The organism is Burkholderia metallica (genome assembly GCF_902832845.1).
Lineage (GTDB): Bacteria > Pseudomonadota > Gammaproteobacteria > Burkholderiales > Burkholderiaceae > Burkholderia > Burkholderia metallica.
The window spans coordinates 175,358-200,133 of the sequence record NZ_CADFDB010000011.1; the positions used below are offsets into that span (position 1 = coordinate 175,358).

Annotated in this window: 23 protein-coding genes; 6 read left to right on the forward strand and 17 right to left on the reverse strand. The window is 66.7% G+C overall.

What is annotated here, in order from left to right; genetic code table 11:
• Positions 1-29 precede the first annotated feature (29 nt).
• The 13 genes from rsmG to HWX08_RS27445 all read right to left on the reverse strand — a co-directional run bounded on the left by rsmG (position 30) and on the right by HWX08_RS27445 (position 16,274).
• Positions 30-716, reverse strand: a complete 687-nt coding sequence (rsmG, locus tag HWX08_RS27385) for a 16S rRNA (guanine(527)-N(7))-methyltransferase RsmG (RefSeq protein ID WP_107310811.1) — start codon at positions 714-716, stop codon at positions 30-32.
• Positions 713-2,683 carry a tRNA uridine-5-carboxymethylaminomethyl(34) synthesis enzyme MnmG gene (mnmG, locus tag HWX08_RS27390; RefSeq protein ID WP_069255405.1) on the reverse strand — a complete coding sequence of 657 codons (1,971 nt, stop codon included), beginning with the start codon at positions 2,681-2,683 and terminating at the stop codon, positions 713-715. Before mnmG ends, rsmG begins: the two co-directional genes overlap by 4 nt.
• Before the next feature lie 570 nt (positions 2,684-3,253).
• Positions 3,254-4,009, reverse strand: coding sequence for an ABC transporter ATP-binding protein (locus tag HWX08_RS27395; RefSeq protein WP_174922544.1), 756 nt, complete (start codon positions 4,007-4,009; stop codon positions 3,254-3,256).
• Complete coding sequence (locus HWX08_RS27400) at positions 4,009-5,793, reverse strand: branched-chain amino acid ABC transporter ATP-binding protein/permease (protein WP_174922543.1); 1,785 nt, start codon at positions 5,791-5,793, stop codon at positions 4,009-4,011. Before HWX08_RS27400 ends, HWX08_RS27395 begins: the two co-directional genes overlap by 1 nt.
• A gap of 4 nt (positions 5,794-5,797) precedes the next feature.
• Positions 5,798-6,853: a branched-chain amino acid ABC transporter permease gene (locus tag HWX08_RS27405; RefSeq protein ID WP_107310813.1), complete on the reverse strand. Its 1,056-nt coding sequence runs from the start codon at positions 6,851-6,853 to the stop codon at positions 5,798-5,800.
• 198 nt (positions 6,854-7,051) lie between these two features.
• Positions 7,052-8,209 carry an ABC transporter substrate-binding protein gene (locus tag HWX08_RS27410; protein ID WP_174922542.1) on the reverse strand — a complete coding sequence of 386 codons (1,158 nt, stop codon included), beginning with the start codon at positions 8,207-8,209 and terminating at the stop codon, positions 7,052-7,054.
• An 82-nt stretch (positions 8,210-8,291) separates the two neighbouring features.
• A complete protein-coding gene (locus tag HWX08_RS27415) occupies positions 8,292-9,065 on the reverse strand; it encodes a hypothetical protein (RefSeq protein ID WP_174922541.1) in 774 nt (257 codons plus the stop codon).
• Positions 9,066-9,332: 267 nt separating this feature from the next.
• Complete coding sequence (locus HWX08_RS27420; protein WP_069257908.1) at positions 9,333-10,307, reverse strand: branched-chain amino acid ABC transporter permease; 975 nt, start codon at positions 10,305-10,307, stop codon at positions 9,333-9,335.
• Positions 10,307-11,191 carry a branched-chain amino acid ABC transporter permease gene (locus tag HWX08_RS27425; RefSeq protein ID WP_069255400.1) on the reverse strand — a complete coding sequence of 295 codons (885 nt, stop codon included), beginning with the start codon at positions 11,189-11,191 and terminating at the stop codon, positions 10,307-10,309. The genes HWX08_RS27420 and HWX08_RS27425 overlap by 1 nt, the downstream gene beginning before the upstream one ends.
• A gap of 129 nt (positions 11,192-11,320) precedes the next feature.
• Positions 11,321-12,520 (reverse strand): ABC transporter substrate-binding protein, encoded by a 1,200-nt coding sequence (locus tag HWX08_RS27430; RefSeq protein ID WP_174922540.1) that lies wholly within the window; start codon positions 12,518-12,520, stop codon positions 11,321-11,323.
• A 77-nt stretch (positions 12,521-12,597) separates the two neighbouring features.
• Positions 12,598-13,353, reverse strand: a complete 756-nt coding sequence (locus HWX08_RS27435; RefSeq protein ID WP_069255398.1) for an ABC transporter ATP-binding protein — start codon at positions 13,351-13,353, stop codon at positions 12,598-12,600.
• Positions 13,350-14,129 carry an ABC transporter ATP-binding protein gene (locus HWX08_RS27440; RefSeq protein ID WP_107310817.1) on the reverse strand — a complete coding sequence of 260 codons (780 nt, stop codon included), beginning with the start codon at positions 14,127-14,129 and terminating at the stop codon, positions 13,350-13,352. The genes HWX08_RS27435 and HWX08_RS27440 overlap by 4 nt, the downstream gene beginning before the upstream one ends.
• Before the next feature lie 459 nt (positions 14,130-14,588).
• Complete coding sequence (locus HWX08_RS27445; RefSeq protein WP_174922539.1) at positions 14,589-16,274, reverse strand: GMC family oxidoreductase; 1,686 nt, start codon at positions 16,272-16,274, stop codon at positions 14,589-14,591.
• Positions 16,275-16,457: 183 nt separating this feature from the next.
• Here HWX08_RS27445 and HWX08_RS27450 point away from each other — a divergent pair, with 183 nt between their 5' ends.
• The gene (locus tag HWX08_RS27450; RefSeq protein ID WP_069255395.1) at positions 16,458-17,357 is read left to right on the forward strand and encodes a LysR family transcriptional regulator; all 900 of its coding nucleotides are present in this window, start codon (positions 16,458-16,460) and stop codon (positions 17,355-17,357) included.
• 136 nt (positions 17,358-17,493) lie between these two features.
• A complete protein-coding gene (locus HWX08_RS27455) occupies positions 17,494-18,027 on the forward strand; it encodes a class IV adenylate cyclase (protein WP_174922538.1) in 534 nt (177 codons plus the stop codon).
• 40 nt (positions 18,028-18,067) lie between these two features.
• Here the strand turns inward: HWX08_RS27455 and HWX08_RS27460 are convergent, their stop codons facing one another.
• Positions 18,068-18,553 (reverse strand): Lrp/AsnC family transcriptional regulator, encoded by a 486-nt coding sequence (locus HWX08_RS27460; protein ID WP_006408082.1) that lies wholly within the window; start codon positions 18,551-18,553, stop codon positions 18,068-18,070.
• A 139-nt stretch (positions 18,554-18,692) separates the two neighbouring features.
• Between HWX08_RS27460 and phhA the strand changes: the two genes are divergently transcribed.
• Both phhA and HWX08_RS27470 read left to right on the forward strand, forming a co-directional pair.
• Positions 18,693-19,586, forward strand: a complete 894-nt coding sequence (gene phhA, locus HWX08_RS27465; protein WP_217468055.1) for a phenylalanine 4-monooxygenase — start codon at positions 18,693-18,695, stop codon at positions 19,584-19,586.
• A gap of 106 nt (positions 19,587-19,692) precedes the next feature.
• Positions 19,693-20,070 (forward strand): 4a-hydroxytetrahydrobiopterin dehydratase, encoded by a 378-nt coding sequence (locus HWX08_RS27470; RefSeq protein WP_076605843.1) that lies wholly within the window; start codon positions 19,693-19,695, stop codon positions 20,068-20,070.
• A 92-nt stretch (positions 20,071-20,162) separates the two neighbouring features.
• Here HWX08_RS27470 and HWX08_RS27475 read toward each other — a convergent pair whose 3' ends face one another.
• A complete protein-coding gene (locus HWX08_RS27475) occupies positions 20,163-20,393 on the reverse strand; it encodes a DUF3717 domain-containing protein (protein ID WP_039351485.1) in 231 nt (76 codons plus the stop codon).
• A 122-nt stretch (positions 20,394-20,515) separates the two neighbouring features.
• Here HWX08_RS27475 and HWX08_RS27480 point away from each other — a divergent pair, with 122 nt between their 5' ends.
• The gene (locus HWX08_RS27480) at positions 20,516-21,208 is read left to right on the forward strand and encodes a response regulator (RefSeq protein ID WP_006401494.1); all 693 of its coding nucleotides are present in this window, start codon (positions 20,516-20,518) and stop codon (positions 21,206-21,208) included.
• Positions 21,209-21,330: 122 nt separating this feature from the next.
• Positions 21,331-22,815: a sensor histidine kinase gene (locus tag HWX08_RS27485; RefSeq protein WP_069255393.1), complete on the forward strand. Its 1,485-nt coding sequence runs from the start codon at positions 21,331-21,333 to the stop codon at positions 22,813-22,815.
• A 119-nt stretch (positions 22,816-22,934) separates the two neighbouring features.
• Here HWX08_RS27485 and HWX08_RS27490 read toward each other — a convergent pair whose 3' ends face one another.
• Entirely contained in the window at positions 22,935-23,465 is a 531-nt protein-coding gene (locus HWX08_RS27490) for an SET domain-containing protein (protein ID WP_174922536.1), read from the reverse strand.
• A 179-nt stretch (positions 23,466-23,644) separates the two neighbouring features.
• Positions 23,645-24,757 carry an NADH:flavin oxidoreductase/NADH oxidase gene (locus HWX08_RS27495; RefSeq protein WP_174922535.1) on the reverse strand — a complete coding sequence of 371 codons (1,113 nt, stop codon included), beginning with the start codon at positions 24,755-24,757 and terminating at the stop codon, positions 23,645-23,647.
• Between the last annotated feature and the right edge of the window lie 19 nt (positions 24,758-24,776).

Below are 24,776 nucleotides of genomic sequence, written 5' to 3' on the forward strand. Positions count from 1 at the left end.
TCAAACAAACAGCGCGCTAACGCGCGCCTTCAATCCGCCTCGTCGACGGCCACTTCGAACAGATGCCGTTCGGCATCGAGCATCGGCACCGCCAGCCGGATCGTCTGCTTCACGCGGCTGCCTTCCGGCAATCGTGCAATCTCGTCGTCCGGGTGAACGCCCTTCATTGCCCAGATCGATCCACCCGGCGCGACCAGATGTCGAGCAAGTTTAACGAAGTCGGACAGATCAGCGAAGGCGCGGGAGACGATCATGTCGAATTTTTCCGGCACTTCGACACCCGGCTGCAGCGATTCGACCCGCCCGGTGACCACCGACAGATTCGCGAGCTTCAGCTCCGCGCGCATCTGGGTCTGGAATGCAGACTTCTTCTGCACGATATCGTTCAGTGTGACCTGCCAGTCCGGCTCGACGATCGCCAGCACGATGCCCGGCAACCCGCCGCCCGAGCCGACGTCGAGCACGCGGGCCGAGGCACGGCCACGCAGATGCGGGACGATGGAAAGCGAATCGAGGATGTGCTGAATCAGCATCTGCTTCGGGTCGCGGATCGCGGTCAGGTTGTAGACCGCGTTCCACTTGCCGAGCAGCCCGACGTAGTCGAGCAACTGGTTGCGTTGGGCATCCGTCAGTGCGAGGTCGAGCGCCGTCGTGCCTTCGACGAGCATCTGTTCCAGTACGTCCCGATTAACCGCCGGCGCGCGACGCGCCGTCATTGTTGCGTCGGGACGGTACCGTCCCCCTGCTCCGTTGCCGCTTCGGCAGTGCCAGGACGGCGGCCCAGGCCGCGGCGCTTCAGGTGCACCATCAGCAGCGAGATCGCCGCCGGCGTGACACCCGAGATGCGCGATGCCTGCCCGATCGTCTCCGGCCGGAATTCGTTGAGCTTCTGGCTCACCTCGAACGACAGGCCGCGGACTTCGCGGTAATCGATACCGTCCGGCAGGCGCGTGTTCTCGTTCGCATCGTTGCGTTCGATCTCCGAAGCCTGGCGCTCGATGTAGCCCTGATACTTGATGCCGATCTCGACCTGCTCCTTGATCTGTTCGAGCAGCACCGGATCGTCGGCCAATGGTTCTGCGGGGCCACATTCGCCGCCCTTCAGGCCGCACACGCCGTCATAGCTGATACCCGGACGGCGCAGCAGCTCCGCGAGACTGTATTCGTGATCGATCGCCTTGCCGAGCAACGCGGTCGCCTCTTCCGGCGGCAACGTCTTCGGCGTCACCCACGTCGACTTCAGGCGTTCGGTTTCACGTGAAACAGCGTCGCGCTTCCGGCTGAACGCATCCCAGCGCGCGTCGTCGACGAGGCCCAGTTCGCGGCCGATCTCGGTCAGGCGCATGTCGGCATTGTCTTCACGCAGGCTGAGGCGATACTCGGCGCGGCTCGTGAACATCCGGTACGGCTCGGCCACACCCCGCGTCACGAGATCGTCGACCAGCACGCCAAGGTAGGCTTGGTCGCGGCGCGGGCACCATGCGTCCTTCTCCTGCACATAGCGCCCTGCATTGAGGCCGGCCAGCAAACCCTGGGCGGCCGCCTCTTCATAGCCGGTCGTCCCGTTGATCTGGCCCGCAAAGAACAGCCCGTTGATCGCCTTCGTTTCCAGCGACGCCTTCAGCGCGCGCGGGTCGAAGTAGTCGTACTCGATCGCGTAGCCGGGGCGCAGGATATGCGCGTTCTCGAGGCCGCGCATCGAGTGCACGAGTTCGAGCTGAACGTCGAACGGCAGGCTCGTCGAGATCCCGTTGGGATAGAACTCGTTGGTCGTCAGCCCTTCCGGCTCCAGGAAGATCTGGTGCGATTCCTTCGATGCGAACCGGTGGATCTTGTCCTCGATCGACGGACAATAGCGCGGGCCGACGCCTTCGATCACGCCTGTATACATCGGCGATCGGTCGAGGCCGCCGCGGATGATGTCGTGCGTGCGCTCGTTCGTGTGCGTGACCCAGCACGGCAGTTGCTGCGGATGCTGCTCCGCGCGGCCCAGGAACGAGAACACGGGGATCGGATCAAGATCGCCCGGTTGTTCGTCCAGCTTCGAGAAATCGATCGAACGGCCATCGATACGCGGCGGCGTACCGGTCTTCAGGCGGCCCTGCGGCAGCTTCAGTTCCTTCAGGCGCGACGACAGCGACACGGCCGCCGGATCACCCGCGCGGCCGCCCGTGTAGTTGTTCAGGCCGACGTGGATCTTGCCGTCGAGGAACGTGCCGGCGGTCAGCACGACCGCACGGGCGCGGAAGCGGATGCCGATCTGCGTGACGGCACCCACCACGCGGTCGCCTTCGACCATCAGGTCGTCGACGGCCTGCTGGAACAGCCAGAGGTTCGGCTGATTCTCGAGCCGGTGGCGGATCGCCGCTTTGTACAGGATGCGATCGGCCTGCGCACGCGTCGCGCGCACGGCCGGCCCTTTCGACGAGTTCAAAATCCGGAACTGGATGCCGCTTTCGTCGGTTGCGGCGGCCATCGCGCCACCCAGCGCATCGACTTCCTTGACCAGATGGCCCTTGCCAATGCCGCCGATCGACGGATTGCAGCTCATCTGCCCGAGCGTTTCGATGTTGTGAGTCAGCAGCAGTGTCTTTGCGCCCATGCGGGCAGACGCCAGCGCAGCTTCCGTGCCGGCGTGACCGCCACCGACGACGATGACGTCAAATTCTGTGGGAAAAAGCATGGTGGATTCCGTACGCAGGACGGCGCACGAACCTATCTGAGAAATGTATGGGCCGAATTATAGCGGGTTCGCTTTTCAACCGAATGCCGTCCGAATGGTAGGGTCTGTGCATTTCGACGATTTTCGGCGACGGGCCGAGGAATCTGTGGCCCGGAACCCGCGCCGGCAGTGCGTCTGGACTTCCCGGCCGCACCTCGCGGCGCCTGTGCAAAGATCCGGCTGCCGGGAAGACTCTTGTGGAACACGCGGCCTATTCGATGCCTGTGACCAGCACGGCGCCCCGGACGAACCACCCTGTGCGACCGCACCACCCTCGTCCCCACAGAATTTTCGTCGGTTCGCCCGGCATTTATCCCCTGTGACCCGGCACCCATCGATCTGTGGAACACTCGGCAACCCTGCCGAACGGCCCCTCTTCCGGCTCCGCTGCACAGAACTTCCGACTGCTTTCCTGATACTTATCCCCGGGCTGCGACCCGCTAACGCATCGGCATCACACCCCACCCGAAAACAAAAACGGCGTGTTTCACGTGAAACACGCCGCCCGTTTCCCGCCACCTGCGCCATCGATCAGGCCGTCTTCTTCGCCAACCCAAGGTAGGTTTCGATCACACGCGGATTCTGCGCGAGTTCGGCCGCGGGCCCTTCGAGCGCAAACTCGCCCGTCTCCAGCACATAGCCGTAATCGGAGATCTGCAGCGCCGCCCGCGCATTCTGCTCGATCAGCAGCGTCGCGACGCCCGTACCGCGCAACGCGCTGATGATATGAAAGATCTCTTTGACGATCAGCGGCGCCAGCCCGAGGCTCGGCTCGTCGAGCATCAGCAAGTCGGGCTTGCCCATCAGCGCGCGGCCCACCGCAAGCATCTGCCGCTCGCCGCCGGACAGCGTGCCGGCAGCCTGCTTGCGTCGCTCCTTCAGCCGCGGAAACAGCGCAAACACGTGATCGAGCTGGTCGAGGAAGTTCGCTTCACCGGCCTGCTTGCGCCGATACGCGCCCAGCACGAGGTTGTCTTCGACCGTCATCGTGCCGAACAGCTCGCGTTTTTCCGGGACGAGGCACATCCCGCGCGCGACGCGCTGCTCGACCGGCAATGCACCGACGTCGTGGCCGCGATACACGACCGCGCCCGACGCATGTCCTGTCACCGGCAGCGCGCCCATGATCGCGTTCAGCAGCGTCGATTTGCCGGCCCCGTTCGGGCCGATCACGCTGACAATCTGCCCGGCCCCCACCTTGATCGCCGCGCCGTGCAGCGCCTCCACCTTCCCGTACCGGACCGCCAGCCGGCGTACTTCGAGAATCGGCATCGTCGTGTCCGTCATCACTCCACCCCGCCCAGATATGCTTCGAGCACCGCCGGATCCTGCTGCACGTCCTGCGGCAGCCCTTCCGCGATCCGTGTGCCGAACTCCATCACCACCAGCCGGTCGGTGAGATTCATCACGAAATCCATGTCGTGTTCGACGAGCAATACGCTCATCCCTTCGGCCTTCAGCCGCCGCAGCAGGTCGGCAAGTTGCTGCTTCTCCTGGTAACGCAGCCCGGCGGCCGGTTCGTCGAGCAGCAGCAGCGTCGGATCGCAGCACAGCGCCCGCGCGATTTCGAGAATCCGCTGCTGGCCCAGCGCGAGGCTCCCCGCTTCGTCGTACATGTGCTTTTCGAGCCCGACGCGGCGGATCTGGCGCGCGGCCTCGGCCAGCAACTGCGCTTCCTCACGGGCATTGAGCCGCGCCACGCTGCGCCACACGCCCGTGTGGCCGCGCAGGTGCGCACCGATCGCGACGTTCTCGAGCACCGTCATCGCCGGCAGCAGCTTCACGTGCTGGAACGTCCGGCCGATGCCGCGGCGGACGATCTGGCGCGATGTGAGCCCGTCGATGCGTTCGCCACGGAACGTGATCGTGCCGCCCGTCGGCTTCAGCACGCCCGTCACGAGGTTGAACGTGGTCGACTTGCCGGCGCCGTTCGGGCCGATCAGCCCGATAATCTGCCCCGCTTTCACGTCGAAGCTGACGTCGTTGACGGCCACGAGCCCGCCGAACTGCTTGCGCGCGTTGTCGACGACGAGCAGCGGCTCCCCGGCCGCCGGCTTCGCGCGCTGCGGCAACGGATCGGCGTGCTCGGGCACATGCGCACGCGGCCCGCGCGGGAACAGCCTCGCGACGAACGGCCACACGCCCTGGCGCGCGTACTGCAGTAGCAGCACCATCAGCACGCCGAACACGATGATCTCGAAGTTGCCTTCCGAGCCGAGCAGTTTCGGCAGCAGCGTCTGCAGGTAGTCCTGCAGCACGGTCAGGATCGCCGCGCCGAGCACCGCGCCCCACACGTGCGACACACCGCCGACCACGGCCATGAACAGGAACTCGATCCCGTGGTTCAGCCCGAACGGCGTCGGGTTCACCGCGCGCTGCAGGTGCGCGTACAGGAAACCCGACACGGCCGCGAGCACGGCCGCATAGACGAAGATCACGACGCGCATCCACGCGGTGTTCACGCCCATCGCCTCGGCCATCACGCCGCCGCCGCGCAGCGCGCGGATCGCGCGGCCCGGGCGGCTGTTCAGCAGGTTCTGCACCGACACGATCGCGGCCAGCACGACGGCCCAGATCAGGAAGTACAGGCTGCGGCCGCTTTCGAGCGCGATGCCGAACAGGTTCAGCGCCGGAATCCCGTTGATCCCGTCGTACTTGCCGAGCAGTTCGAGGTTGCCGAACAGGTAGAACAGCGCGAGGCCCCACGCGATCGTGCCGAGCGGCAGGAAGTGGCCGGACAGCCGCATCGTCACGGCGCCGAGCACGAGCGCGACGAGCGCCGTCAGCACGACGCCGACGATCAGCGCAAGCCATGGCGACACGCCGTACCGCGTCGTCAGGAACGCGGTCGCGTACGCGCCGATGCCGACGAACGCGGCCTGCCCGAAGCTCGTCATCCCGCCGACTCCCGTCAGCAGCACGAGCCCGATCGCGACGATCGCGTAGAGGCCGATGTAATTCAGCAGCGTGATCCAGTATTCGGGCACCTGCAGCGCGCCGGGCAGCACCGGCAGCGCGAACAGCACCACGAGAAACACCCAGAAGGTCTTGTTGCGCACTATCGTCTTCATCGTGTCACTCCTCTTCTTCTTCCGCGTGCGGCGTGGCGAAGCTGCGCCACAGCAGCACCGGAATGATCAGCGTGAACACGATCACCTCCTTGTACGCGCTCGCCCAGAACGACGAATACGATTCGAGCACGCCGACGAGCAGTGAGCCGGCGGCCGCGAGCGGATAGCTGACGAGCCCGCCGATGATCGCGCCGACGAACCCCTTCAGGCCGATCAGGAAGCCCGAGTCGTAGTAGATCGTCGTCAGCGGGCCGACGAGAATCCCGGACAGCACGCCGAGCCCCGCCGCGAACGTGAACGCGAGCCGCCCCGCGTCGGTCGTGCCGATGCCGACGAGCCGCGCGCCGAGCCGGTTCACCGACGTCGCGCGCAGCGCCTTGCCGGCGATCGTGCGGCCGAAGTACACGTAGAGCGCACCGATCAGCACGAGCGCCGTCACGACGACGAGGATGCTCTGCACCGACACGGTCATGCTGCCGATCGCGAGCGATGCGTCCGAGAAGCCGTTGGTGCGCGAGCCTTCCGCGCCGAACATCACGAGCCCGAGGCCGACCATCGCGAAGTGGACGGCGACCGACACGATCAGCAACAGCAGCGTCGTGCCTTCGGCGATCGGCTGGTACACGAGCCGGTAGACGAACGGCCCCATCGGCACGACGATCGCGAGCGTCAGCGCGATCTGCGCGAGCATCGGCATCGGCTGCGCGGCGAAACTGCGCGTGATCGCGAACACCGCGAGCGGCAGCAGCACGTAGCGGCTGCCGAGCGTCGCCAGCGTGCGGCCGAGCTGATGGCGGCGCTCGCGATGCCGGATCAGGCCGCCGACTTCGAGCAGGAAGCACGCGATCCCCATCACGAACAGCAGCCAGCAGGTGGCGGGAAATTTCTGCGCCTGCAACGCGGCAAGCGTCAGCGCGCCATAGGCGACGAATTCGCCCTGGGGAATGAAGATCACCCGCGTGACGGAAAACACCAGTACGAGCGCCAGCGACAGCAATGCATAAATGGCGCCGGTCGTGATGCCGTCTTGCGCGAGGATCGCTGCAATCGAGAGATCCATACGTTTCGTGTATCGAGAAGGCTGCGGGGAAACGAAGACGGGAACGGCCGGGGCGCGGGCGGCATGGTCGGCGCGATGGGCGCCATGCCGGCGGCCCCGGCGGTTCCGGGCGACACGGGCGCGGCGCGTCAGGCCCGCCGCCCTGCCGACGGCGCGCACGGCGCCATTCGCGCCGCGCACGCCGGTTTCACGTGATGCTTACTCGGCCTGCAGCTTCCACTTGCCGTCGACGATCTGCACCATCACGCGCGCACGCGTGTCGAAGCCGTTGTGGTCGGTCGGCGTCATGTTGATCACGCCGTGCGACACGGGCAGATCCTTCACGCTCTCGATCGACGCGCGCAGCGCTTCGCGGAACGCCTCGGTGCCCGGCTGGCCCTTCTTCAGCGCGTCCGGAATCGCACGCTGCAACAGCAGCCCGGCATCCCACGCATGGCCGCCGAACGTCGCCAGCGAACCCGCGCCGTATGCCTTCTCGTACGCGGCCTTGTAGCCGAGCGCCGGCTTCTTCACCGGGTTCGAATCGGGCAGCTGGTCGGTCACGAGCACCGGGCCGGCCGGCAGGATCTCGCCTTCGCAATCCTTGCCGCACACGCGCAGGAAATCGTTGTTCGCGACGCCGTGCGTCTGGTACACCTTGCCCTTGTAGCCGCGCTCCTTCAGCGTCTTCGCCGGCAGCGCCGCCGGCGTGCCCGAGCCGGCGATCAGCACCGCATCCGGGTTCGAGCCCAGCAGCTTCAGCACCTGCCCCATCACCGATGCGTCGGTGCGGTTGTAGCGCTCGTTCGACACGACCTTCAGGCCGTTCTTCGCGGCCGCCGCGCTGAACGTGTTGTACCAGCTGTCGCCGTACGCATCGGCGAAACCGATGAAGCCGACCGTCTTCACGCCGTGCTTCGCCATGTAGCCGGCGATCGCGTCGGCCATCAGCTGGTCGTTCTGCGGCACCTTGAACATCCACGCGCGCTTCGCATCCATCGGCGAGATGATCTGCGCGCTCGCCGCGAGCGAGATCGTCGGCGTCTTGCCCTGCGACACCGGATCGAGCATCGCGAGCGAGTTCGGCGTGACGGACGACCCGATGATCGCGTCGACGTGATCCTCGTCGATCAGCTTGCGCACGTTCTGCACCGCGCGGCTCGTGTCGGATGCGTCGTCAAGCACGATGTACTGCACGCTCTTGCCGGCGATTTCCTTCGGCAGCAGCGCGATCGTGTTCTTCTCCGGAATCCCGAGCGACGCGGCCGGCCCGGTGGCCGACAGCGTCACGCCGATCTTCACCTGCGCCGACGCCGTGGCCGCCGCGCACACGAGGCCCGCGGCAAGCACGGCCTCCATCCATCGATTCATCTTCATATACGTTGTCTCCAAACGCTGCTCGAAAAAGCCACGGGTCGCTCGGGCGGCTCCCGGCCCCCAAAACAAGTTAATAATTTAACTATCTCGTGTTGCCACGCCTACGCTCGTTTTCCCGTGAAACGCCGTACCCCGCGACGGCGCCCGAAATGCGGCACCGCGCACGGAGGCACCGCCGCCCGCTCGACACGGTCGTTCGACCGTCACGATGCGCGGCAGCGGTGTCGTCAGGATGAAGAAAGCGGGGAAATGCGCAATCGCGCGCGCACTCGATGCATGCGCAACGACCGACGAAAGCGCCGTCGATCCGGCCTGAAACGGCCAGGCCCGCGAGCGGCGCACGATCGGAAAGCCGGCCGCTCATGCGGATGCGGATGCGAAGACCGATACGGATGCGCGCGCAACGACCGGCGACGACGCGGGAACGCGCCGACGGGCCGCAGAACGGCTCGGGAAGGCCGCAGCGACGCCAGGCCCACCCCATGACGAACGAGCGGCACCTGCCGCCCTTCCTGCCCCGCACCATCGTCCTGCGCTGCTCATCCAACCGTACTCCCTCTTCTGCATTCTGCTTGTAGGAGAACTGCCGACCGTTTTTCCCGACCGCGCGGTCGGCGAAAGCCGAGTGTAACGGACGCGTTTTACGCACGCCAACCGGGTTAGCCCGAACGGCCGGCGTGCGAACGCGCGTCGTCTGCGAACGGATGGCGGAAAACGGAAAAACGGAAGGGAGCGGCGAAGCGCGGAAGAAGCGCGGTGCGAACGCAAGCGCGGGATACGGCCATTGCGCAGGCCGATGCACCATCGGCGGAAATCCGTGCACGCAAATGAAAAAGCGCTGTTGGATTCCGTCCAACAGCGCTTTGGGGTCCGGGCACTTTGTGCCTCGATTGTCTCCTCGTTCTCCACCTGCAAATTCGTTTCGCGGTGCATCAGAACTGAAACGAAGATTAAAGGACCTTTCACCCTGCGACAACTTAGCATTTACCCCTATGGTGCATCGCCGCACGAAAATGGGGCACCAGCGAGCCGCGCGGCGCCGGCCCGTGCCCGTTGCGACGCCCTTCCGGTGCATGGCCGATGGTGCTTCGCATCAACAAGCGGCACCCTGCGCGGCGCGCATTCATGACGCCCTGAGCGGCTTGATCCGCGCGACCATCTCGCCGACGATGCCGCGCCGGAACGCGAGCACGCACGCAATGAAGATCAGCCCCGTGACGATCGTCGCCGATTCGCCGAGCGAGTGGAACCACGCGACGCCCGTCGCCGACGCGAGCCATTCGCCGATGTCGCCGAGCCGGTCTTCGAGCGCGACGATCAGCGCCGCGCCCAGGAGCGGCCCGAACAGCGTGCCCATCCCGCCGACGAGCGTCATCAGCACGACGAGGCCCGACATCGTCCAGTACGCGTCCGACAGCGTCTCGAAGCCGAGCACGAGCACCTTCAGCGAGCCGGCCAGCCCCGCGATGCCGGCCGACAGGATGAACGCGAGCAGCTTGAAGCGGTCGGTGTCGTAGCCGAGCGAGATCGCGCGCGCTTCGTTCTCCTTGATCGCGACGAGCACCTGGCCGAACGGCGAATGCACGACCCGCACGATGAACGCGCACGCGGCGACGACCACCGCGAGCACGACGTAGTACAGCGCGACGTCGTTCGACAGGTCGAGCAGCCCGAACAGGCGGCCGCGCGGCACGCCCTGCAGCCCGTCCTCGCCGTGCGTGAACGGCGCCTGCAGGTAGATGAAGTAGACCATCTGCGCGAACGCGAGCGTGATCATCGCGAAGTAGATGCCCTGCCGGCGGATCGCGAACAGCCCGACGACGAGCCCGAGCAGCGTCGCGGCGACGGTGCCCGCGAGCACGCCGAGCTCCGGCGTGAAACCGAGCGTCTGCATCGAATAGCCGGTCGCGTAGCCGGCCGTCGCGAGGAACATCGCATGGCCGAACGACAGCAGCCCCGTATAGCCGATCAGCAGATTGAACGCGGCCGCGAACAGCGCGAACGTGAGCACCTTCATCACGAACACCGGATACGCGCCGATGAACGGCGCGGCGAGCAGTGCGGCGAGCAGCACGCCGTAGAGCACTTTTCTCTGCATCATTTTTCCTTGCCGAAGAGGCCTGCCGGGCGGAACAGCAGCACGATCGCCATGATCACGAACACGACGGTGGCCGACGCTTCGGGGTAGAACACGCGCGTGAAGCCCTCGATCACGCCGAGCAGCAGGCCCGTGACGATCGAGCCGAGAATCGAGCCCATCCCGCCGATCACGACCACCGCGAACACGGTGATGATCATCGGCTGGCCCATCAGCGGCGACACCTGGATCACCGGCGCGGCCAGCACGCCCGCGAACGCGGCGAGCGCCACGCCGAAGCCGTAGGTGAGCGTGATCATCATCGGCACGTTCACGCCGAACGCCTCGACGAGCTTCGGGTTCTCGGTGCCCGCGCGCAGGTACGCGCCCAGGCGCGTCTTCTCGATCACGAACCATGTCGCGAGGCACACCGCGAGCGACGCGACGACCACCCACGCGCGGTAGTTCGGCAGGAACATGAAGCCGAGGTTGGTCGCGCCGGACAGCTGCGACGGCACGTCGTACGGCTGGCCGGACGAGCCGTAGATCGACCGGAACACGCCTTCGACGACCAGCGTGAGGCCGAACGTGAGCAGCAGCCCGTACAGGTGATCGAGCTTGTACAGCCAGCGCAGCATCGAGCGTTCGATCAGGATGCCGAACGCCCCGACGACGAGCGGCGCGATCGCGAGCATCGCCCAGTACGGCAACCCGAAATACGACAGCCCCATCCACGCGAGCATCGCGCCCAGCATGAACAGCGCGCCGTGCGCGAAGTTGATCACGTTGAGCAGCCCGAAGATCACCGCGAGCCCGAGGCTCAGGATCGCGTAGAACGAGCCGTTGACGAGCCCGAGCAGCAACTGGCTCAGCATCGCCGGCAACGGAATGCCAAAGATTTCCATCGACTTAGCCGTCAGAATGAGTTTCGTTGCGCACGCAACCTTCCGGCATCGCGTACGCGGGCGGCGCAGCGGGCACATCGCTGCGGCCGCCACCGTGCGGCGCGCGCGTCGCGCGCCGCTACGCCCCGCTTACTTCCACAGCGCGCAGCGCGATTCCTGCTTGGTCGCGAACGCCTGTTCGCCCGGAATCGTCGCGAGCACCTTGTAGTAATCCCACGGCTCCTTCGATTCCGACGGCTTCTTCACTTCCATCAGGTACATGTCGTGGATCATGCTGCCGTCCGTGCGGATGTAGCCCTTCGCGTAGAAGTCGCTGATCTTGATCTTCTTCAGTTCGGCCATCACCTTGTCGGAGTCGGTCGTGCCGGCGGCCTGCACGGCCTTCAGGTAGGTCGTCACCGACGAGTAGTCGGCCGCCTGCAGGCTCGACGGCATCTTCTTCATCTTGCCGAAGTAGCGCTGCGCCCACTGGCGCGACGCCGCATCGCGGTTCCAGTACCAGCTGTCGGTCAGCACGAGGCCCTGCGTCGTCTCGAGGCCGAGGCTGTGCACGTCGTCGATGAACATCAGCAGCGCGGCGAGCTTCATCGTCTTCGTGATGCCGAATTCCTTCGCGGCCTTGATCGAGTTGATCGTGTCGCCGCCCGCATTCGCGAGGCCGAGGATCTGCGCCTTCGACGCCTGCGCCTGCAGCAGGAACGACGAGAAATCCGACGCGGACAGCGGGTGACGCACCGCGCCGAGCACCTGGCCGCCGTTCGCCTTCACGACGTCCGACGTGTTCTTCTCGAGCGCCTTGCCGAATGCATAGTCGGCGGTCAGGAAGAACCAGCTCTTGCCACCCTGCTTCACGACGGCCGAACCGGTGCCCTTCGCGAGCGCCATCGTGTCGTATGCGTAGTGGACCGTGTACGGCGTGCACTGCTCGTTGGTCAGCGTGTCGGCGCCCGCGCCGATGTTGATGTAGACCTTCTTCTTCTCGGCCGCGACCTGGTTCATCGACAGCGCGGTGGCCGAGTTCGTGCCGCCCACCAGCAGGTCGAGCCCGCCGCGGTCCATCCATTCGCGCGCCTTCGACGCGGCGATGTCGGCCTTGTTCTGGTGGTCGGCATAGACGACCTCGATCGGCTTGCCGAGCACCTTGCCGCCGAAGTCGGCGACCGCCATGCGGATCGCTTCGAGGCCGCCCTGCCCGTCGATGTCCGCGTAAAGCCCCGACATGTCGGTGATGAAGCCGATCTTCACGGTATCCGCGGCCTGCGCGGCGCCGGCAGTGAACGCGGCAGTCGCGAGCGCGAGACAGGCGTGTGCGAGGGTCTTCATTTTCATTGACGTCTCCTGTTGTTCTGATGCGTTGTGGTTGTTCGATGTCCGCCACGGCCAGCGGCAAGGGAAACGGGGCGGCGTCACACCCCGAGCAGGTCGTGCAGGGTCGGCATCTTGCTTTCCAGTTCGGCCGCCTGGAAATGTTCGACGATGCTGCCGTGCTCCATCACGTAGAACCGGTCGGCGAGCGGCGCGGCGAAGCGGAAATTCTGCTCGACCATCACGATCGTGTAGCCGCGCGCCTTCAGCGCGACGATCATCCGCGCGAGCGCCTGCACGATCACCGGTGCGAGGCCTTCCGAAATCTCGTCGAGCAGCAGCAGGTTCGCGCCGGTGCGCAGGATCCGCGCGACCGCGAGCATCTGCTGTTCGCCGCCGGACAGCCGCGTGCCCTGGCTCTGCCGGCGCGACGCGAGGTTCGGGAACATCGCGTAGATCTCGTCGATCGGCATCGCGTGTTCGCGCGGCCCGATCAGCGGCGGCAGCATCAGGTTCTCCTCGCACGACAGGCTCGAGAAGATGCCGCGCTCCTCCGGGCAGTAACCGATGCCGAAATGCGCGATGCGGTGCGTCGCGAGACCGATCGTCTCGTTGCCCGCGACCTTGATCGATCCGCTGCGGCGGCCCGTGAGGCCCATGATCGCGCGCAGCGTCGTCGTGCGGCCCGCGCCGTTGCGGCCGAGCAGCGTGACGACTTCGCCGCGATGCACGGTCAGGTCGACCCCGTGCAGGATGTGGGATTCTCCGTACCAGGCCTCCAGGCCCGTGATCTCCAGCGCGGGCGTACCGCTTTCGACGCCGCTCAATTCGCGTTCCTCCCGTTCGCTGTGCTTCATGCGTGCGCCCCCGCGAGCGCCGCGTCGGCGCTGCCCATGTAGGCTTCGATGACGAGCGGATTCTTCGACACTTCCGCATACGAGCCTTCGGCCAGCACCTCGCCGCGTTGCAGGACGGTGATCGTGTCGGAGATGCCCGCGATCACGTTCATGTTGTGCTCGACCATCAGGATCGTGCGGCCGCTCGCGACCTTCTTGATCAGCGCGGTCACGCGATCGACGTCCTCATGGCCCATCCCCTGCGTGGGCTCGTCGAGCAGCATCAGTTCGGGCTCCATCGCGAGCGTGGTCGCGATCTCCAGCGCGCGCTTGCGGCCGTACGCGAGCTCGACGGTCGGCACCTGCGCGAAATCGGTGAGGCCCACCTGCGTGAGCAGGTCCATCGCGCGATCGTCGAGCCGCCGCAGCGTGCGTTCGCTGCGCCAGAAATGGAATTCGGTGCCGAGCGCGCGCTGCAGGCCGATGCGCACGTTCTGCAGTGCGGTCAGGTGCGGAAACACGGCCGAGATCTGGAAAGAGCGGATGATGCCGCGCCGTGCGACCTGCGCGGGCCGCTCGTCGGTGATGTCGATGCCGTTGAAGACGATCTGGCCGGCCGTCGGCGTCAGGAATTTGGTGAGGAGGTTGAAGCAGGTCGTCTTGCCCGCGCCGTTCGGTCCGATCAACGCATGGATCGCACCGCGCCGCACACGCAGGTTCACGCCGTTGACGGCCGTGAAACCCCTGAACTCCTTGGTCAGTCCGCGTGTTTCCAGAATCGTGTCGCCGAGAATCATGTTCCCTTCCGTACGAAGTCAGGCGAAGCACCGGGAAAATTCGCGAGAAGCGGCCGCGAAACAAGTCGGCGGATAAGCAGGCTGCCCCGGGCGCCGTGTGACGCCTCGAGGATGGTCTCCCGCGCCGACGCGTATGCACACTGCGCCACATTGTCTCGCCGTTGGTGCAGTGCAATCATCGGGATTTGCACTTATAGGGCCGACCGCCATGTCGCACGCGGCTATGCACGGTTTTTTCACCGCGTTTTTTTGACACGTGCATCATCGACCGTTGCCCTTTCGCACGAGCCGGCAAGCAAGCGACAAAAAAGCCGTGCGGCTGCACGGCTTGCATGGAACTTGCCGGCGACGCGGGACCATCGGCGCGATCGGCACGCGGGTGGCATCGGCCGCTTGTTTCGCATATCGAATCAGCGGGCGGCGCAACAACGGCCCGCTGTCGTGCGGGTCGGCGTTCCGTCACGCAGCCGTCATCGTGGGCTCCGTGCGCACCGGCGTCGCTTCGCGTGCCGCGCGGCGATCGGCGCGGATCATGTCGCTCGCGCGCTCGGCGATCATCAGCGTCGGCGAATTGGTGTTGCCCGACGTAATGAAGGGCATCACCGATGCATCGACGATCCGCAGCCCGGCGATGCCGCGCACGCGCAACCGGCTGTCGACCACCGCACGCTCGTCGTCGGCGCGCCCCATCCGGCAGGTGCCGACCGGATGGAAGATCGTCGTGCCGACCGCGCCGGCCGCATCGATCAACTCGGCTTCGCTCCGGTATTGCGTGCCCGGCAGGATTTCTTCCGGCCGGTAGCGTGCGAGTGCCGGCGCGGACGCGATCCGGCGCGTGAGGCGCAGCGCGTTCGCGGCGACGTGACGATCGTGGTCGGTCGACAGATAGTTCGGCGCGATCGCGGGTGCGACACCCGGATCGGCGCTCGCGATATGCACGCTGCCGCGCGACGTCGGCCGCAGATGGCACACCGACGCCGTAAATGCGTTGAAGCCGTGCAGCGGCTCGCCGAAGCGTTCGAGCGAGAGCGGCTGCACGTGATATTCGAGATCGGGGCGCGTGAGTGCCGGATCGTCTGGATCGGATTTTGCGAACGCACCGAGCTGCGACGGCGCCATCGACATCGGGCCGCGCTGCAGCAGCGCATATTCGGCGCCGATCATCAGCTTGCCCCACCAGTGCGCGGACAGCGTGTTGAGCGTGCGCACGCCTTCCACGCGAAACGCCATCCGCAACTGCAGGTGATCCTGCAGGTTTTCGCCGACGCCCGGCAGATCCTGCACGACGTCGATGCCGAGCGCCTGCAGCCGCCGGCCGTCGCCGATGCCCGACAGTTCGAGCAGCTGCGGCGAATTCACCGCGCCGGACGTCAGCAGCACCTCCGCGCGCGCCCGTGCCACGTAATCGGTGTCGCCGCCGCGATACTCGACGCCGACCGCGCGCCGCCCGTCGAAGATCACGCGTTGCGCCTGCGCGCCGGTGATCACGGTCAGGTTCGGGCGCGCCATCGCGGGCCGCAGGAACGCCTTCGACGTATTCCAGCGCACGCCGCGCTTCTGGTTCACCTCGAAATAGCCGACCCCGGAATTGTCGCCGCGGTTGAAATCGTCGGTGGCCGGGATGCCGGTCTGCTGCGCGGCCTGCGCGAACGATTCGAGGATCTCCCAGCGCAGCCGCTGCTTCTCGACGCGCCAGTAGCCGCCCGCGCCGTGCGCGTCGCTCGCGCCCGCATGGTGATCCTCGCTGCGCTTGAAGATCGGCAGCACGCTGTCCCACGACCAGCCGGCGTCGCCGGTTGCCTGCGCCCAGCCGTCGTAGTCCTCGCGCTGCCCGCGCATGTAGATCATCCCGTTGATCGACGAGCAGCCGCCGAGCACGCGGCCGCGCGGATACGACAGCACGCGCCCGTTGAGCGCCGCTTCGGGCTGCGTCTTGTACAGCCAGTCGGTGCGCGGGTTGCCGATGCAATACAGATAGCCGACCGGGATGTGGATCCAGTGATAGTCGTCCTTGCCGCCCGCTTCGAGCAGCAGCACGTGGATGTCGGGATCTTCGGACAGGCGGTTCGCGAGCACGCAGCCCGCGGTGCCGGCGCCGACGATCACGTAATCGAATTCGCCTTCCAGCGTGCGTTGAGTGCTCACGGCGTGTCCCCTTCTGCGTTGTTGTGCGCCGCGCGGCGCGATGCCGCGCGTCATTTCCAGCATAGTGCGTCGCGAGCCGCGCTTGCGGCCCCGCGCCACGACGATGAAGCGTACTCCGGCGGCCGGCGGCCGATCCAATGAGTTATGCTGAAATGCGTTATAAGCAGCGCTCATATCACGACGATGGATCTCACCCTGCTCCGCGCGTTCGCGACGGTCGCGCGCGAAGGCAACCTGACGCGCGCCGCCGCGCAGCTGCACCTGACGCAGCCGGCCGTCAGCCTGCAGATCAAGCATCTGCAGGAAACGCTCGGCGTCACGCTGTTCACGCGCACGTCGCGCGGGCTCGCGCTCACGCGCGACGGCCAGACGCTGCTGCCGCATGCGGAACGCGCGCTCGCCGCCGCCGCCGACGTGCAGCGCGCCGCTGCTGCATTGCGGCACGAGGTGCGCGGCCGGCTGCGGATCGGCACGATCCTCGATCCGGGCTTCCTGCGCCTCGGCGGCTTCCTGCGCGCGCTCGTCGAAACCCATCCGCAGATCGAGACCGCGCTGCGGCACGGCATGTCCGGCTGGGTGATCGAGCAAGTGCGCACGCAGGCGCTCGACGTCGGCTACTACATCGGCCGGCCGGGCGACGACGATCCGCTCGACGGTGCGCAGTTCCACACCGTCACGCTCACGCATTTCGAATACCGCGTGCTCGCGCCGGCCGGCTGGAAGGAGCGCGTGCAGCGCGCGCACGACTGGCGCGCGCTCGCCGCGCTGCCGTGGATCTGGACGCCGCCGGCGTCCGCGCACCACCGGCTGCTGTCGCGGCGCTTCGCGGAGGCCGGCGCGCAACCGGTCAAGGTGGCCGAGGTCGACCAGGAGCAGTCGATGCTCGATCTCGTCAAATCGGGGATCGGCCTGACGCTCGCGCGCGATTCGACCGCGCTGGCCGAGGCGCACGCGCATGCGCTGACGATCGTCGACCGCGTGACGGTGCCGACCGAACTGACGTTCGTGACGCTCGCCGAGCGGCGCGACGAGCCGGCGATCGCGGCCGCGCTGCGGCTGATCGAAGCGCAGTGGGCGATATGAGCGCGACTGATGACGACATGGCGTGGGCCGCGCGCGTCATCTCGCCACGCCCCGGCCCGTCGTCACGCCACCATCGCGGGCTTTTTGCTAGATTGTGCGTTCGCACACCGCGAGACCCCGATTGAAGGAGACCCGCATGGCCCGCAACATCGAGATCAAAGCCCGCGCCCGCGAATTCGAGCACCTGCGCGAACAGGCGGCCAGGCTCGCGACCGAAGCGCCGCTGTTCTATCGCCAGCAGGATTTCTTCTATGACGTGCCGCGCGGCCGGCTGAAGCTGCGCCGCTTCGAGGACGGCACACCGGCCGAACTGATCTTCTACCAGCGCGACGACCGCGACGGCCCGAAAGCGTCGTACTACACGCGCAGCCCGGTGACGAATCCCGACGCGATGCATTCGCTGCTCGCGACCGCGCTGACCACGCGCGGGATCGTCACGAAGGAACGGCACGTGTATCTCGTCGGGCGCACGCGCATCCACCTCGACCGCGTCGACGGCCTCGGCGACTTCATCGAACTGGAAGTCGTGCTCGGCCCCGACGACGACGAAGCCGGCGGCGAAGCCGAAGCGCACGACGTGTTCGCGAAGCTCGGCGTGTCGCAGGACGATCTCGTCGCGGTCGCGTACGTCGACCTGCTGAACGCCGACACGCAGCACGAAGCGGCCTGATCCGGCCCTGCCCCGCGCCGCCTTCGACGCTGCCGCCGCGTCATGCGGCGCCGGGCGCCAGATGCGCGAGCGGCAGCGCGCCGTTGCGCTTGAAGGTCGTCAGCACGATGTTCGAGCGCACGCTGTCGACGCCCGGCACCCGCATCAGCTTCTTCATCACGAACTGCGACAGCGCGTTCAGGTCGGGCGCGACGATCCGCAGCAGGTAGTCGGCGTCGCCCACCACCGCATGGCACTCGAGCACTTCGGGCAGCACGTCGATCTGCTGCTGGAACTGCTCGATGATCGAATCGCCGTGGTGCTTGAGCTTCAGGCTCGTGAACGCGGTGACGCCGAGCCCGAGCTTTTCGGGGCGCAACATCACGCGGTAGCCTTCGATCACGCCGGCCGCCTCGAGCCGCTGCAGCCGCCGGCCGATCTGCGACGGCGACAGCGGCACCTCTTCGCCGAGCTGCTGGTGCGTCGCGCGGCCGAAGCGCTGCAGCACGTCCAGCAGCGCGAGATCGAAGTGATCGAGTTCCAGCATGAGCATTCTCCGCATTGAATTGTGATTTGATGCGCGATTATCGCATCATCCAACGAATCAACGCCGATATTGCGCCCATTCCGCGCGCAGCCCGCTCTACACTTGCATGGTTCCCTACCGCCACGTGCAGAGCCAGATCATGTCCACCGTCGTCACCGCGAAACTGCAGGAGCAGTTCAATGCGGGCCTCGAAACCCGCGCCGATTTCACCATCGACCAGCCGCTCGCGCGCTACGGCCAGGTCGACCACGCGGTGTGGACGCAGCTCTATGCACGCCAGTCGGCGCTGCTGCGCGGTCGCGCATGCGACGCGTTCGTCGCGGGGCTCGGCAAGATCGACCTGCCGGCCGATCGCGTGCCGTCGTTCGCCGACGTGAACCGCCAGTTGAAGCCGGCAACGGGGTGGGAAATCGTCGCGGTGCCGGGCCTCGTGCCCGATCGCGTGTTCTTCGAGCACCTGGCGAACCGGCGCTTTCCGGTCACCTGGTGGATGCGCCGCCCCGATCAGCTCGACTACCTGCAGGAACCCGACTGCTTCCACGACCTGTTCGGCCACGTACCGCTGCTGATCGACCCCGTATTCGCCGACTACATGCAGGCGTATGGCCGCACCGCGCTCGCGGTCGCCGACGACGCAGCGGCGCTGGCGCGGCTCGCGCGGCTCTACTGGTATACGGTGGAATTCGGGCTGATCCGCGACCCGCGCGGCACGAACGGGCTGTCGATCTACGGCGCCGGCATCGTGTCGAGCAAGGGCGAAAGCCTGTACAGCCTCGAAAGCGCGGCGCCGAACCGGCTCGGTTTCGACCTCGAGCGCGTGATGCGCACGAAGTACCGGATCGACACGTTCCAGAAGACCTACTTCGTGATCGACGATTTCGCGCAGCTGTTCGCGCTCGCCGACGTCGACGGCCGCGCGCTGGCCGACCGGCTGGCGGCGCTGCCCGAGTTCGCGGCCGGCGCGGTGCTCGACACCGATCGCGTGCTGCATCGCGGCACGGGCGAAGGCTGGCGCGACGACGCCGACGCGTGACGCGCGCGGGCGCCCGGACGCGCCGCGGCCGGTCTCCCGATCGCGTTCCCCGGCTGCCTGTTGCCGGCTGCCCGTCTCCGGATGGCCTTCCCGCAACTATGAAACAATGAACGATGCCGGCTTCGCCGCGCGGCGCAGCCGCACGCGAGCGCCGCTATCGAACGAGAGGTGCAAGATGATCCACAAGCTCACATCAGAAGAACGCAAGACCCGGCTCGAAGGCCTGCCACTCTGGACGGCCGTCCCGGGCCGCGACGCGATCCAGCGCAGCCTGCGCTTCGCCGATTTCAACGAAGCGTTCGGCTTCATGACGCGCGTCGCGATCAAGGCGCAGGAAATGAACCACCATCCGGAATGGTTCAACGTGTACAACCGTGTCGACGTCACGCTGTCGACCCACGACGCCGACGGTCTGACCGAGCGCGACATCGAACTCGCGCTGTTCATCGACCGTGCGGGCGCGCACGCGCACCCGGCCGCCTGAAGGGTTCCTCTACCGCCGCGCGTCTTTCGGCGCGCGGCGCGTCAACTTTTCATTTCGATGAACGTTTTCTAGGATGTAGTCAGCGGAAGCCTTCAGCTTTCCAAGCCATCCTTAAGGCGCACGTAAGTCTCGTACGCATTCCGTGCCTTGGGGTCCAAACCTTCCAGTTGCAGCGCGCTTTCGCGCTGTACAATCAGCAGCGCATACGGCTTGGAGAGCGCGCTGGCCTCTTCGCAGAGTTTGAGTTCGTCGCCGCTCGACGGCGAGCGGGCGCGCCAGAAATTGATCGCGGCTTCTAGGTCGTTGATCGAAATATCGGACATGATTGGATTTAATCGTTCGCTGGCCGCCATGCTTGATGTCAGGCTAAGCGGCGCCCCTGTGGAAACGGCGTCGTGCTGTCCGCGTGCCTGAACCGCCAACCCATTGTACTTGAGCGAACTTCATGCGACTCCTTCTGATCGAAGACGACCGCCCCATCGCACGCGGTATCCAGAGCAGCCTCGAGCAGGCTGGCTTCACCGTCGACATGGTGCATGACGGCATCTTTGCCGAACAGGCGCTGGCACAGAACCGCCACGAACTCGTGATCCTCGACCTCGGCCTGCCGGGCATCGACGGGATGACGCTGCTCACGCGTTTCCGCCAGACCAACCGCCACACGCCCGTCATCGTGCTGACCGCACGCGACGAGCTGAACGACCGGATCCAGGGCCTGAACTCCGGCGCCGACGATTACATGCTCAAGCCGTTCGAGCCGGCCGAGCTCGAAGCGCGCATCCGCGCGGTGATGCGCCGCAGCGGCCCGCACAGCGACATGCCGCGTCCGGAAGTGTCGCTCGGCGGCGTCCGCCTGTCGGGCGTCGACCGCCGGATCTTCAACGACGACAAGCCGCTCGAACTGTCGCCGCGCGAATTCGCGGTGCTCGAGATGCTGCTGCTGCGCCACGGCCGCGTGGTCAGCAAGGCCCAGCTGCAGGATCACCTCACGCACTTCGGCGGCGATCTCGGCGACACCGCGATCGAAGTCTACGTGCACCGCGTGCGCAAGAAACTCGAACAGTGCCGTGTCGAAATCGTCACGGTGCGCGGCTTCGGCTATCTGCTGCAGGAAATCCGCCAGACGGCGAGCGTCTGAGCGGCGCCGCGCGCGTCGGCCGGCCGCGGGCCGCCGGCGTGTGCGCGTCCTGCTCCGCGTCATCGCCCGGCGTACGACCGCGCCGCTCCCCGTGAGCGGCGCTTATCCATTTGCCCGTCGAAATGTCTCCTGATCCGGCTGTGACCACCAGCCTGCGCCGCTCGCTGCTTCGGCGCCTCGCCGCCCCGCTGTCGATGCTCGCGCTGATGAGCGGCCTGATCGCCTACTGGCTCGCGTGGCAATACACGCAGCACGTGATCGACCGCTCGCTCGCCGATCTCGCGACCGCCATCTCCAAACAGATCCAGATCGCCGGCCCCGACGCGCCGTTCACGGTGCCGCCGCTCGCGCAGGCGATGTTCTCCGATCCCGCCGAAGCGCTGATCTACCGGATCAGCGACGGCGAACAGGAACTCGCCGGCGATCCGAAGCTGCCGCTGCAGGGCATCAACGTACGCCGCATGCATCATGCGTACGTGTTCGAGGCCGAATACGACAACCGTGCGGTGCGCGTCGCGCAGGTGCGCGTCGACAACGTCGAAGGCGGCAAGCCGATGGTCGTCGAGGTCGCGCAGCCGGTGCGGCACCGCTACCGGATCGCGGCCGAATTCCTCGTCGCGATCATGATGCCGCTGCTGCTGCTGTTGCTCGCGGGCTGGGGCATCGTGTGGCGCGTCGTGAACCAGCAGCTCGGCCCACTCACGCATCTGGCCGATTCGCTGAACCGGCAGACCCACACGTCGCTGGAACCCGTCGACGAAACCGAGGTGCCGCTGGAAATCCGGCCGCTGACGAGCGCGATGAACGCACTGCTCGGCCGCCTGAAGACCGCGCTCGACGCGCAGCGCAAGTTCATCGCCGATGCCGCGCACCAGTTGCGCACGCCGCTCACCGCGGTGAAGCTGCACGCCGAGCAGGCGGCCGTCGCACGCGATCCGCATCAGACCTTCGCCGCGGTGCGCGAACTGCGCGCGGCCGCCGACCGCGCGGTGCGGCTGTCGAACCAGCTGCTGTCGCTCGCCCGTGCGGAACCGGGCGAACAGGCTGCGCGGTTCGTCGACGTCGACCTCGCGGCGATGGCGTTCGAGACGGGTGCCGAATGGGTGCCGCGCGCGCTTGCGTCGCACGTCGACCTCGGGTTCCAGCGCACCGACGATCCCGGTGACGACGAGAAGCTGGTCGTGCGCGGCAACCCCGTACTGTTGCGCGAGGTGATCGCGAACCTGCTCGACAATGCGCTGAAGTACGTGCCGCTCGCACGGCCGGTCGGCGCGCGGATCACGGTGAACGTCGCGCGCAGCGCGCTCGAGGACGGCCAGCCGGCCGCCGAGATCGTCGTCGAGGACAACGGCCCCGGCGTACCCGCCAACCAGCAGGCCGACCTGTTCAAGCGCTTCTTCCGCGGCGACGCGCAAAGCGGCAACGGCGTCGAGACGGGTGCCGGGCTCGGTCTCGCGATCGTGCACGACATCATCGCGATGCATGGCGGCGCCGTGTCGTACGAGGATGCACCGGAAGGCGGCTCGCGCTTCGTGGTGAAGGTGCCGCTGATCGCGCACACCGGGCAGCCGGCCAGCGAAACGCCGGCGGCCGCGTCGACGCACTGAGCCGAGCGATTCGCGGCGGGCCGTCGTCGGCCCGCCGGCCAGCGAACGCGGTAAAAACGGTTGCGACGCGGCAACCGTCCGCCGCGATGACAGCAGCGGCGCATGATGCGCCGCCCGTATTACTTCCTGCTTTTCTTGTCCTTCGACCGGGACTCGGACTTGCCGTCCTTCTTGTCCTTCTTCATTTTCTTCTTCCCGCCTTCGTCCGACGTCGCGAGCAGCGTACCGCGGCACGACTCCGCGCCGCAATGGCACGCGTATTCGCGCTTGAGCTTCTTCGTCAGCTTCGCGTCGATCACGAGGCCGTAGTCGTAGAACAGCTCCTCCTCCGGCCCGATGTCGCGCAGCGCGTGGATGTACACGCGGCCTTTGACTTCCTCGGCTTCGCAGTTCGGCGCGCACGAATGGTTGATCCAGCGCGCGCTGTTGCCGTCGATCTTGCCGTCGATCACGCCGCCTTCGTCGAGTGCGAAGTAGAACGTATGGTTCGGTTCGCTCGGGTCGTGCGGATGGCGGCGCAGCGCCTCCTTCCAGGAAATCCGCTCGCCCTTGTATTCCACTACGCGCTCGCCGGCCTTGATCGGCGCCACGGCGAACACGCCCTTGCCGTGTACTCCCGAGCGGCGCACCGCGATCCTGCGTGAACTCATCGAACGAATCCTTGTGAAGACGACTTGAATGGAAGCGGCCGCAAGCGCGGCTTGGCGTCGCGCCAAACGAAAACGCGGCACCGGTCGGTGCCGCGTCGGGGCATGCGGCGAATCACCCGCATCCTACACGTTCACGATTGCTTCGTTCAACATCATGCGCAATATTGCGCGCCCGGCGCTCAACGCTGGCCGAACGCGACGTCGCCGAACAACGCCTTGTGCTCGCGCGGCTGCGAGCGCCAGTATTGCGGCGGCGCCGTCACCTGCGCGCCGAGCTCGGCCGCCGCATGCCATGGCCAGCGCGGGTCGTACAGCATCGCACGCGCCATCGCGACGAAATCGGCATCGCCGGCCTCGATGAGCCGGTTCGCATGCGCGGGCTCGTTGATCAGGCCGACGGCGATCGTCGGCATGCCGACCGCGCGCTTCACGGCCTGCGCGAACGGTACCTGGTAGCCGGGCGACAGCGGAATCTTCTGCAACGGCGACACCCCGCCGGACGACACGTCGATCCAGTCACAGCCGCGGCGCTTCAGTTCGTGCGCGAACGCGATCGTATCGTCGAGCTCCCAGCCGCCTTCGACCCAGTCGGTCGCGGATACGCGCACGCCGACCGGCCGGTCTTCGGGAAACGCCGCGCGCACGATCTCGAAGATCTCGAGCGGAAAACGCATCCGGTTTTCGAGCGAGCCGCCGTATTCGTCGGTGCGCCGGTTCGCGAGCGGCGACAGGAACTGATGCAGCAGATAACCGTGCGCCGCATGCACTTCGATCGCGTCGATGCCGAGCCGCGCGGCACGCCTGGCCGCGGCCGCGAACGCTTCGCGGATCCGGTTCAGGCCCGCGGCGTCGAGGGCAAGCGGCGGCGTCTCGCCGTCCTTGTGCGGCACGGCGGACGGCCCGTGCGGCAACCAGCCGCCGTCGGCGACCGACACGAGCTGGCCACCCTGCCACGGCACCGCGCTCGACGCCTTGCGCCCCGCATGCGACAACTGCATCGCGACGCGGATCGGCGAATGCTTGCGGATCGCGGCCAGCACCGGCTTCAACGCGGCTTCGGTCACGTCGTCCCACAGGCCGAGGTCGCCCTGCGTGATGCGCCCGTCGGGTTCCACGGCGGTCGCTTCGATGCAGAGGAGCCCCGCGCCCGACAGTGCGAGATGGCCGAGGTGAATCATGTGCCAGTCGGTCGCTTCACCGCGTTCGGCCGAATACTGGCACATCGGGGAAATCACGATCCGGTTCGGAAGGGTCACGCCGCGCAGCGTGAACGGGGAAAACAGCGCAGTCATGGAAGCCGCTCGCCTGGAA

Bases quoted from the DNA above. Each gene is read 5' to 3' on its own strand.
- rsmG (WP_107310811.1), bottom strand. From the start codon at position 716: ATGACGGCGCGTCGCGCGCCGGCGGTTAATCGGGACGTACTGGAACAG.
- mnmG (WP_069255405.1), bottom strand. From the start codon at position 2,683: ATGCTTTTTCCCACAGAATTTGACGTCATCGTCGTCGGTGGCGGTCAC.
- HWX08_RS27395 (WP_174922544.1), bottom strand. From the start codon at position 4,009: ATGACGGACACGACGATGCCGATTCTCGAAGTACGCCGGCTGGCGGTC.
- HWX08_RS27400 (WP_174922543.1), bottom strand. From the start codon at position 5,793: ATGAAGACGATAGTGCGCAACAAGACCTTCTGGGTGTTTCTCGTGGTG.
- HWX08_RS27405 (WP_107310813.1), bottom strand. From the start codon at position 6,853: ATGGATCTCTCGATTGCAGCGATCCTCGCGCAAGACGGCATCACGACC.
- HWX08_RS27410 (WP_174922542.1), bottom strand. From the start codon at position 8,209: ATGAAGATGAATCGATGGATGGAGGCCGTGCTTGCCGCGGGCCTCGTG.
- HWX08_RS27420 (WP_069257908.1), bottom strand. From the start codon at position 10,307: ATGCAGAGAAAAGTGCTCTACGGCGTGCTGCTCGCCGCACTGCTCGCC.
- HWX08_RS27425 (WP_069255400.1), bottom strand. From the start codon at position 11,191: ATGGAAATCTTTGGCATTCCGTTGCCGGCGATGCTGAGCCAGTTGCTG.
- HWX08_RS27430 (WP_174922540.1), bottom strand. From the start codon at position 12,520: ATGAAAATGAAGACCCTCGCACACGCCTGTCTCGCGCTCGCGACTGCC.
- HWX08_RS27435 (WP_069255398.1), bottom strand. From the start codon at position 13,353: ATGAAGCACAGCGAACGGGAGGAACGCGAATTGAGCGGCGTCGAAAGC.
- HWX08_RS27440 (WP_107310817.1), bottom strand. From the start codon at position 14,129: ATGATTCTCGGCGACACGATTCTGGAAACACGCGGACTGACCAAGGAG.
- HWX08_RS27450 (WP_069255395.1), top strand. From the start codon at position 16,458: ATGGATCTCACCCTGCTCCGCGCGTTCGCGACGGTCGCGCGCGAAGGC.
- HWX08_RS27455 (WP_174922538.1), top strand. From the start codon at position 17,494: ATGGCCCGCAACATCGAGATCAAAGCCCGCGCCCGCGAATTCGAGCAC.
- HWX08_RS27460 (WP_006408082.1), bottom strand. From the start codon at position 18,553: ATGCTGGAACTCGATCACTTCGATCTCGCGCTGCTGGACGTGCTGCAG.
- phhA (WP_217468055.1), top strand. From the start codon at position 18,693: ATGTCCACCGTCGTCACCGCGAAACTGCAGGAGCAGTTCAATGCGGGC.
- HWX08_RS27470 (WP_076605843.1), top strand. From the start codon at position 19,693: ATGAACGATGCCGGCTTCGCCGCGCGGCGCAGCCGCACGCGAGCGCCG.
- HWX08_RS27475 (WP_039351485.1), bottom strand. From the start codon at position 20,393: ATGTCCGATATTTCGATCAACGACCTAGAAGCCGCGATCAATTTCTGG.
- HWX08_RS27480 (WP_006401494.1), top strand. From the start codon at position 20,516: ATGCGACTCCTTCTGATCGAAGACGACCGCCCCATCGCACGCGGTATC.
- HWX08_RS27485 (WP_069255393.1), top strand. From the start codon at position 21,331: ATGTCTCCTGATCCGGCTGTGACCACCAGCCTGCGCCGCTCGCTGCTT.
- HWX08_RS27490 (WP_174922536.1), bottom strand. From the start codon at position 23,465: ATGAGTTCACGCAGGATCGCGGTGCGCCGCTCGGGAGTACACGGCAAG.
- HWX08_RS27495 (WP_174922535.1), bottom strand. From the start codon at position 24,757: ATGACTGCGCTGTTTTCCCCGTTCACGCTGCGCGGCGTGACCCTTCCG.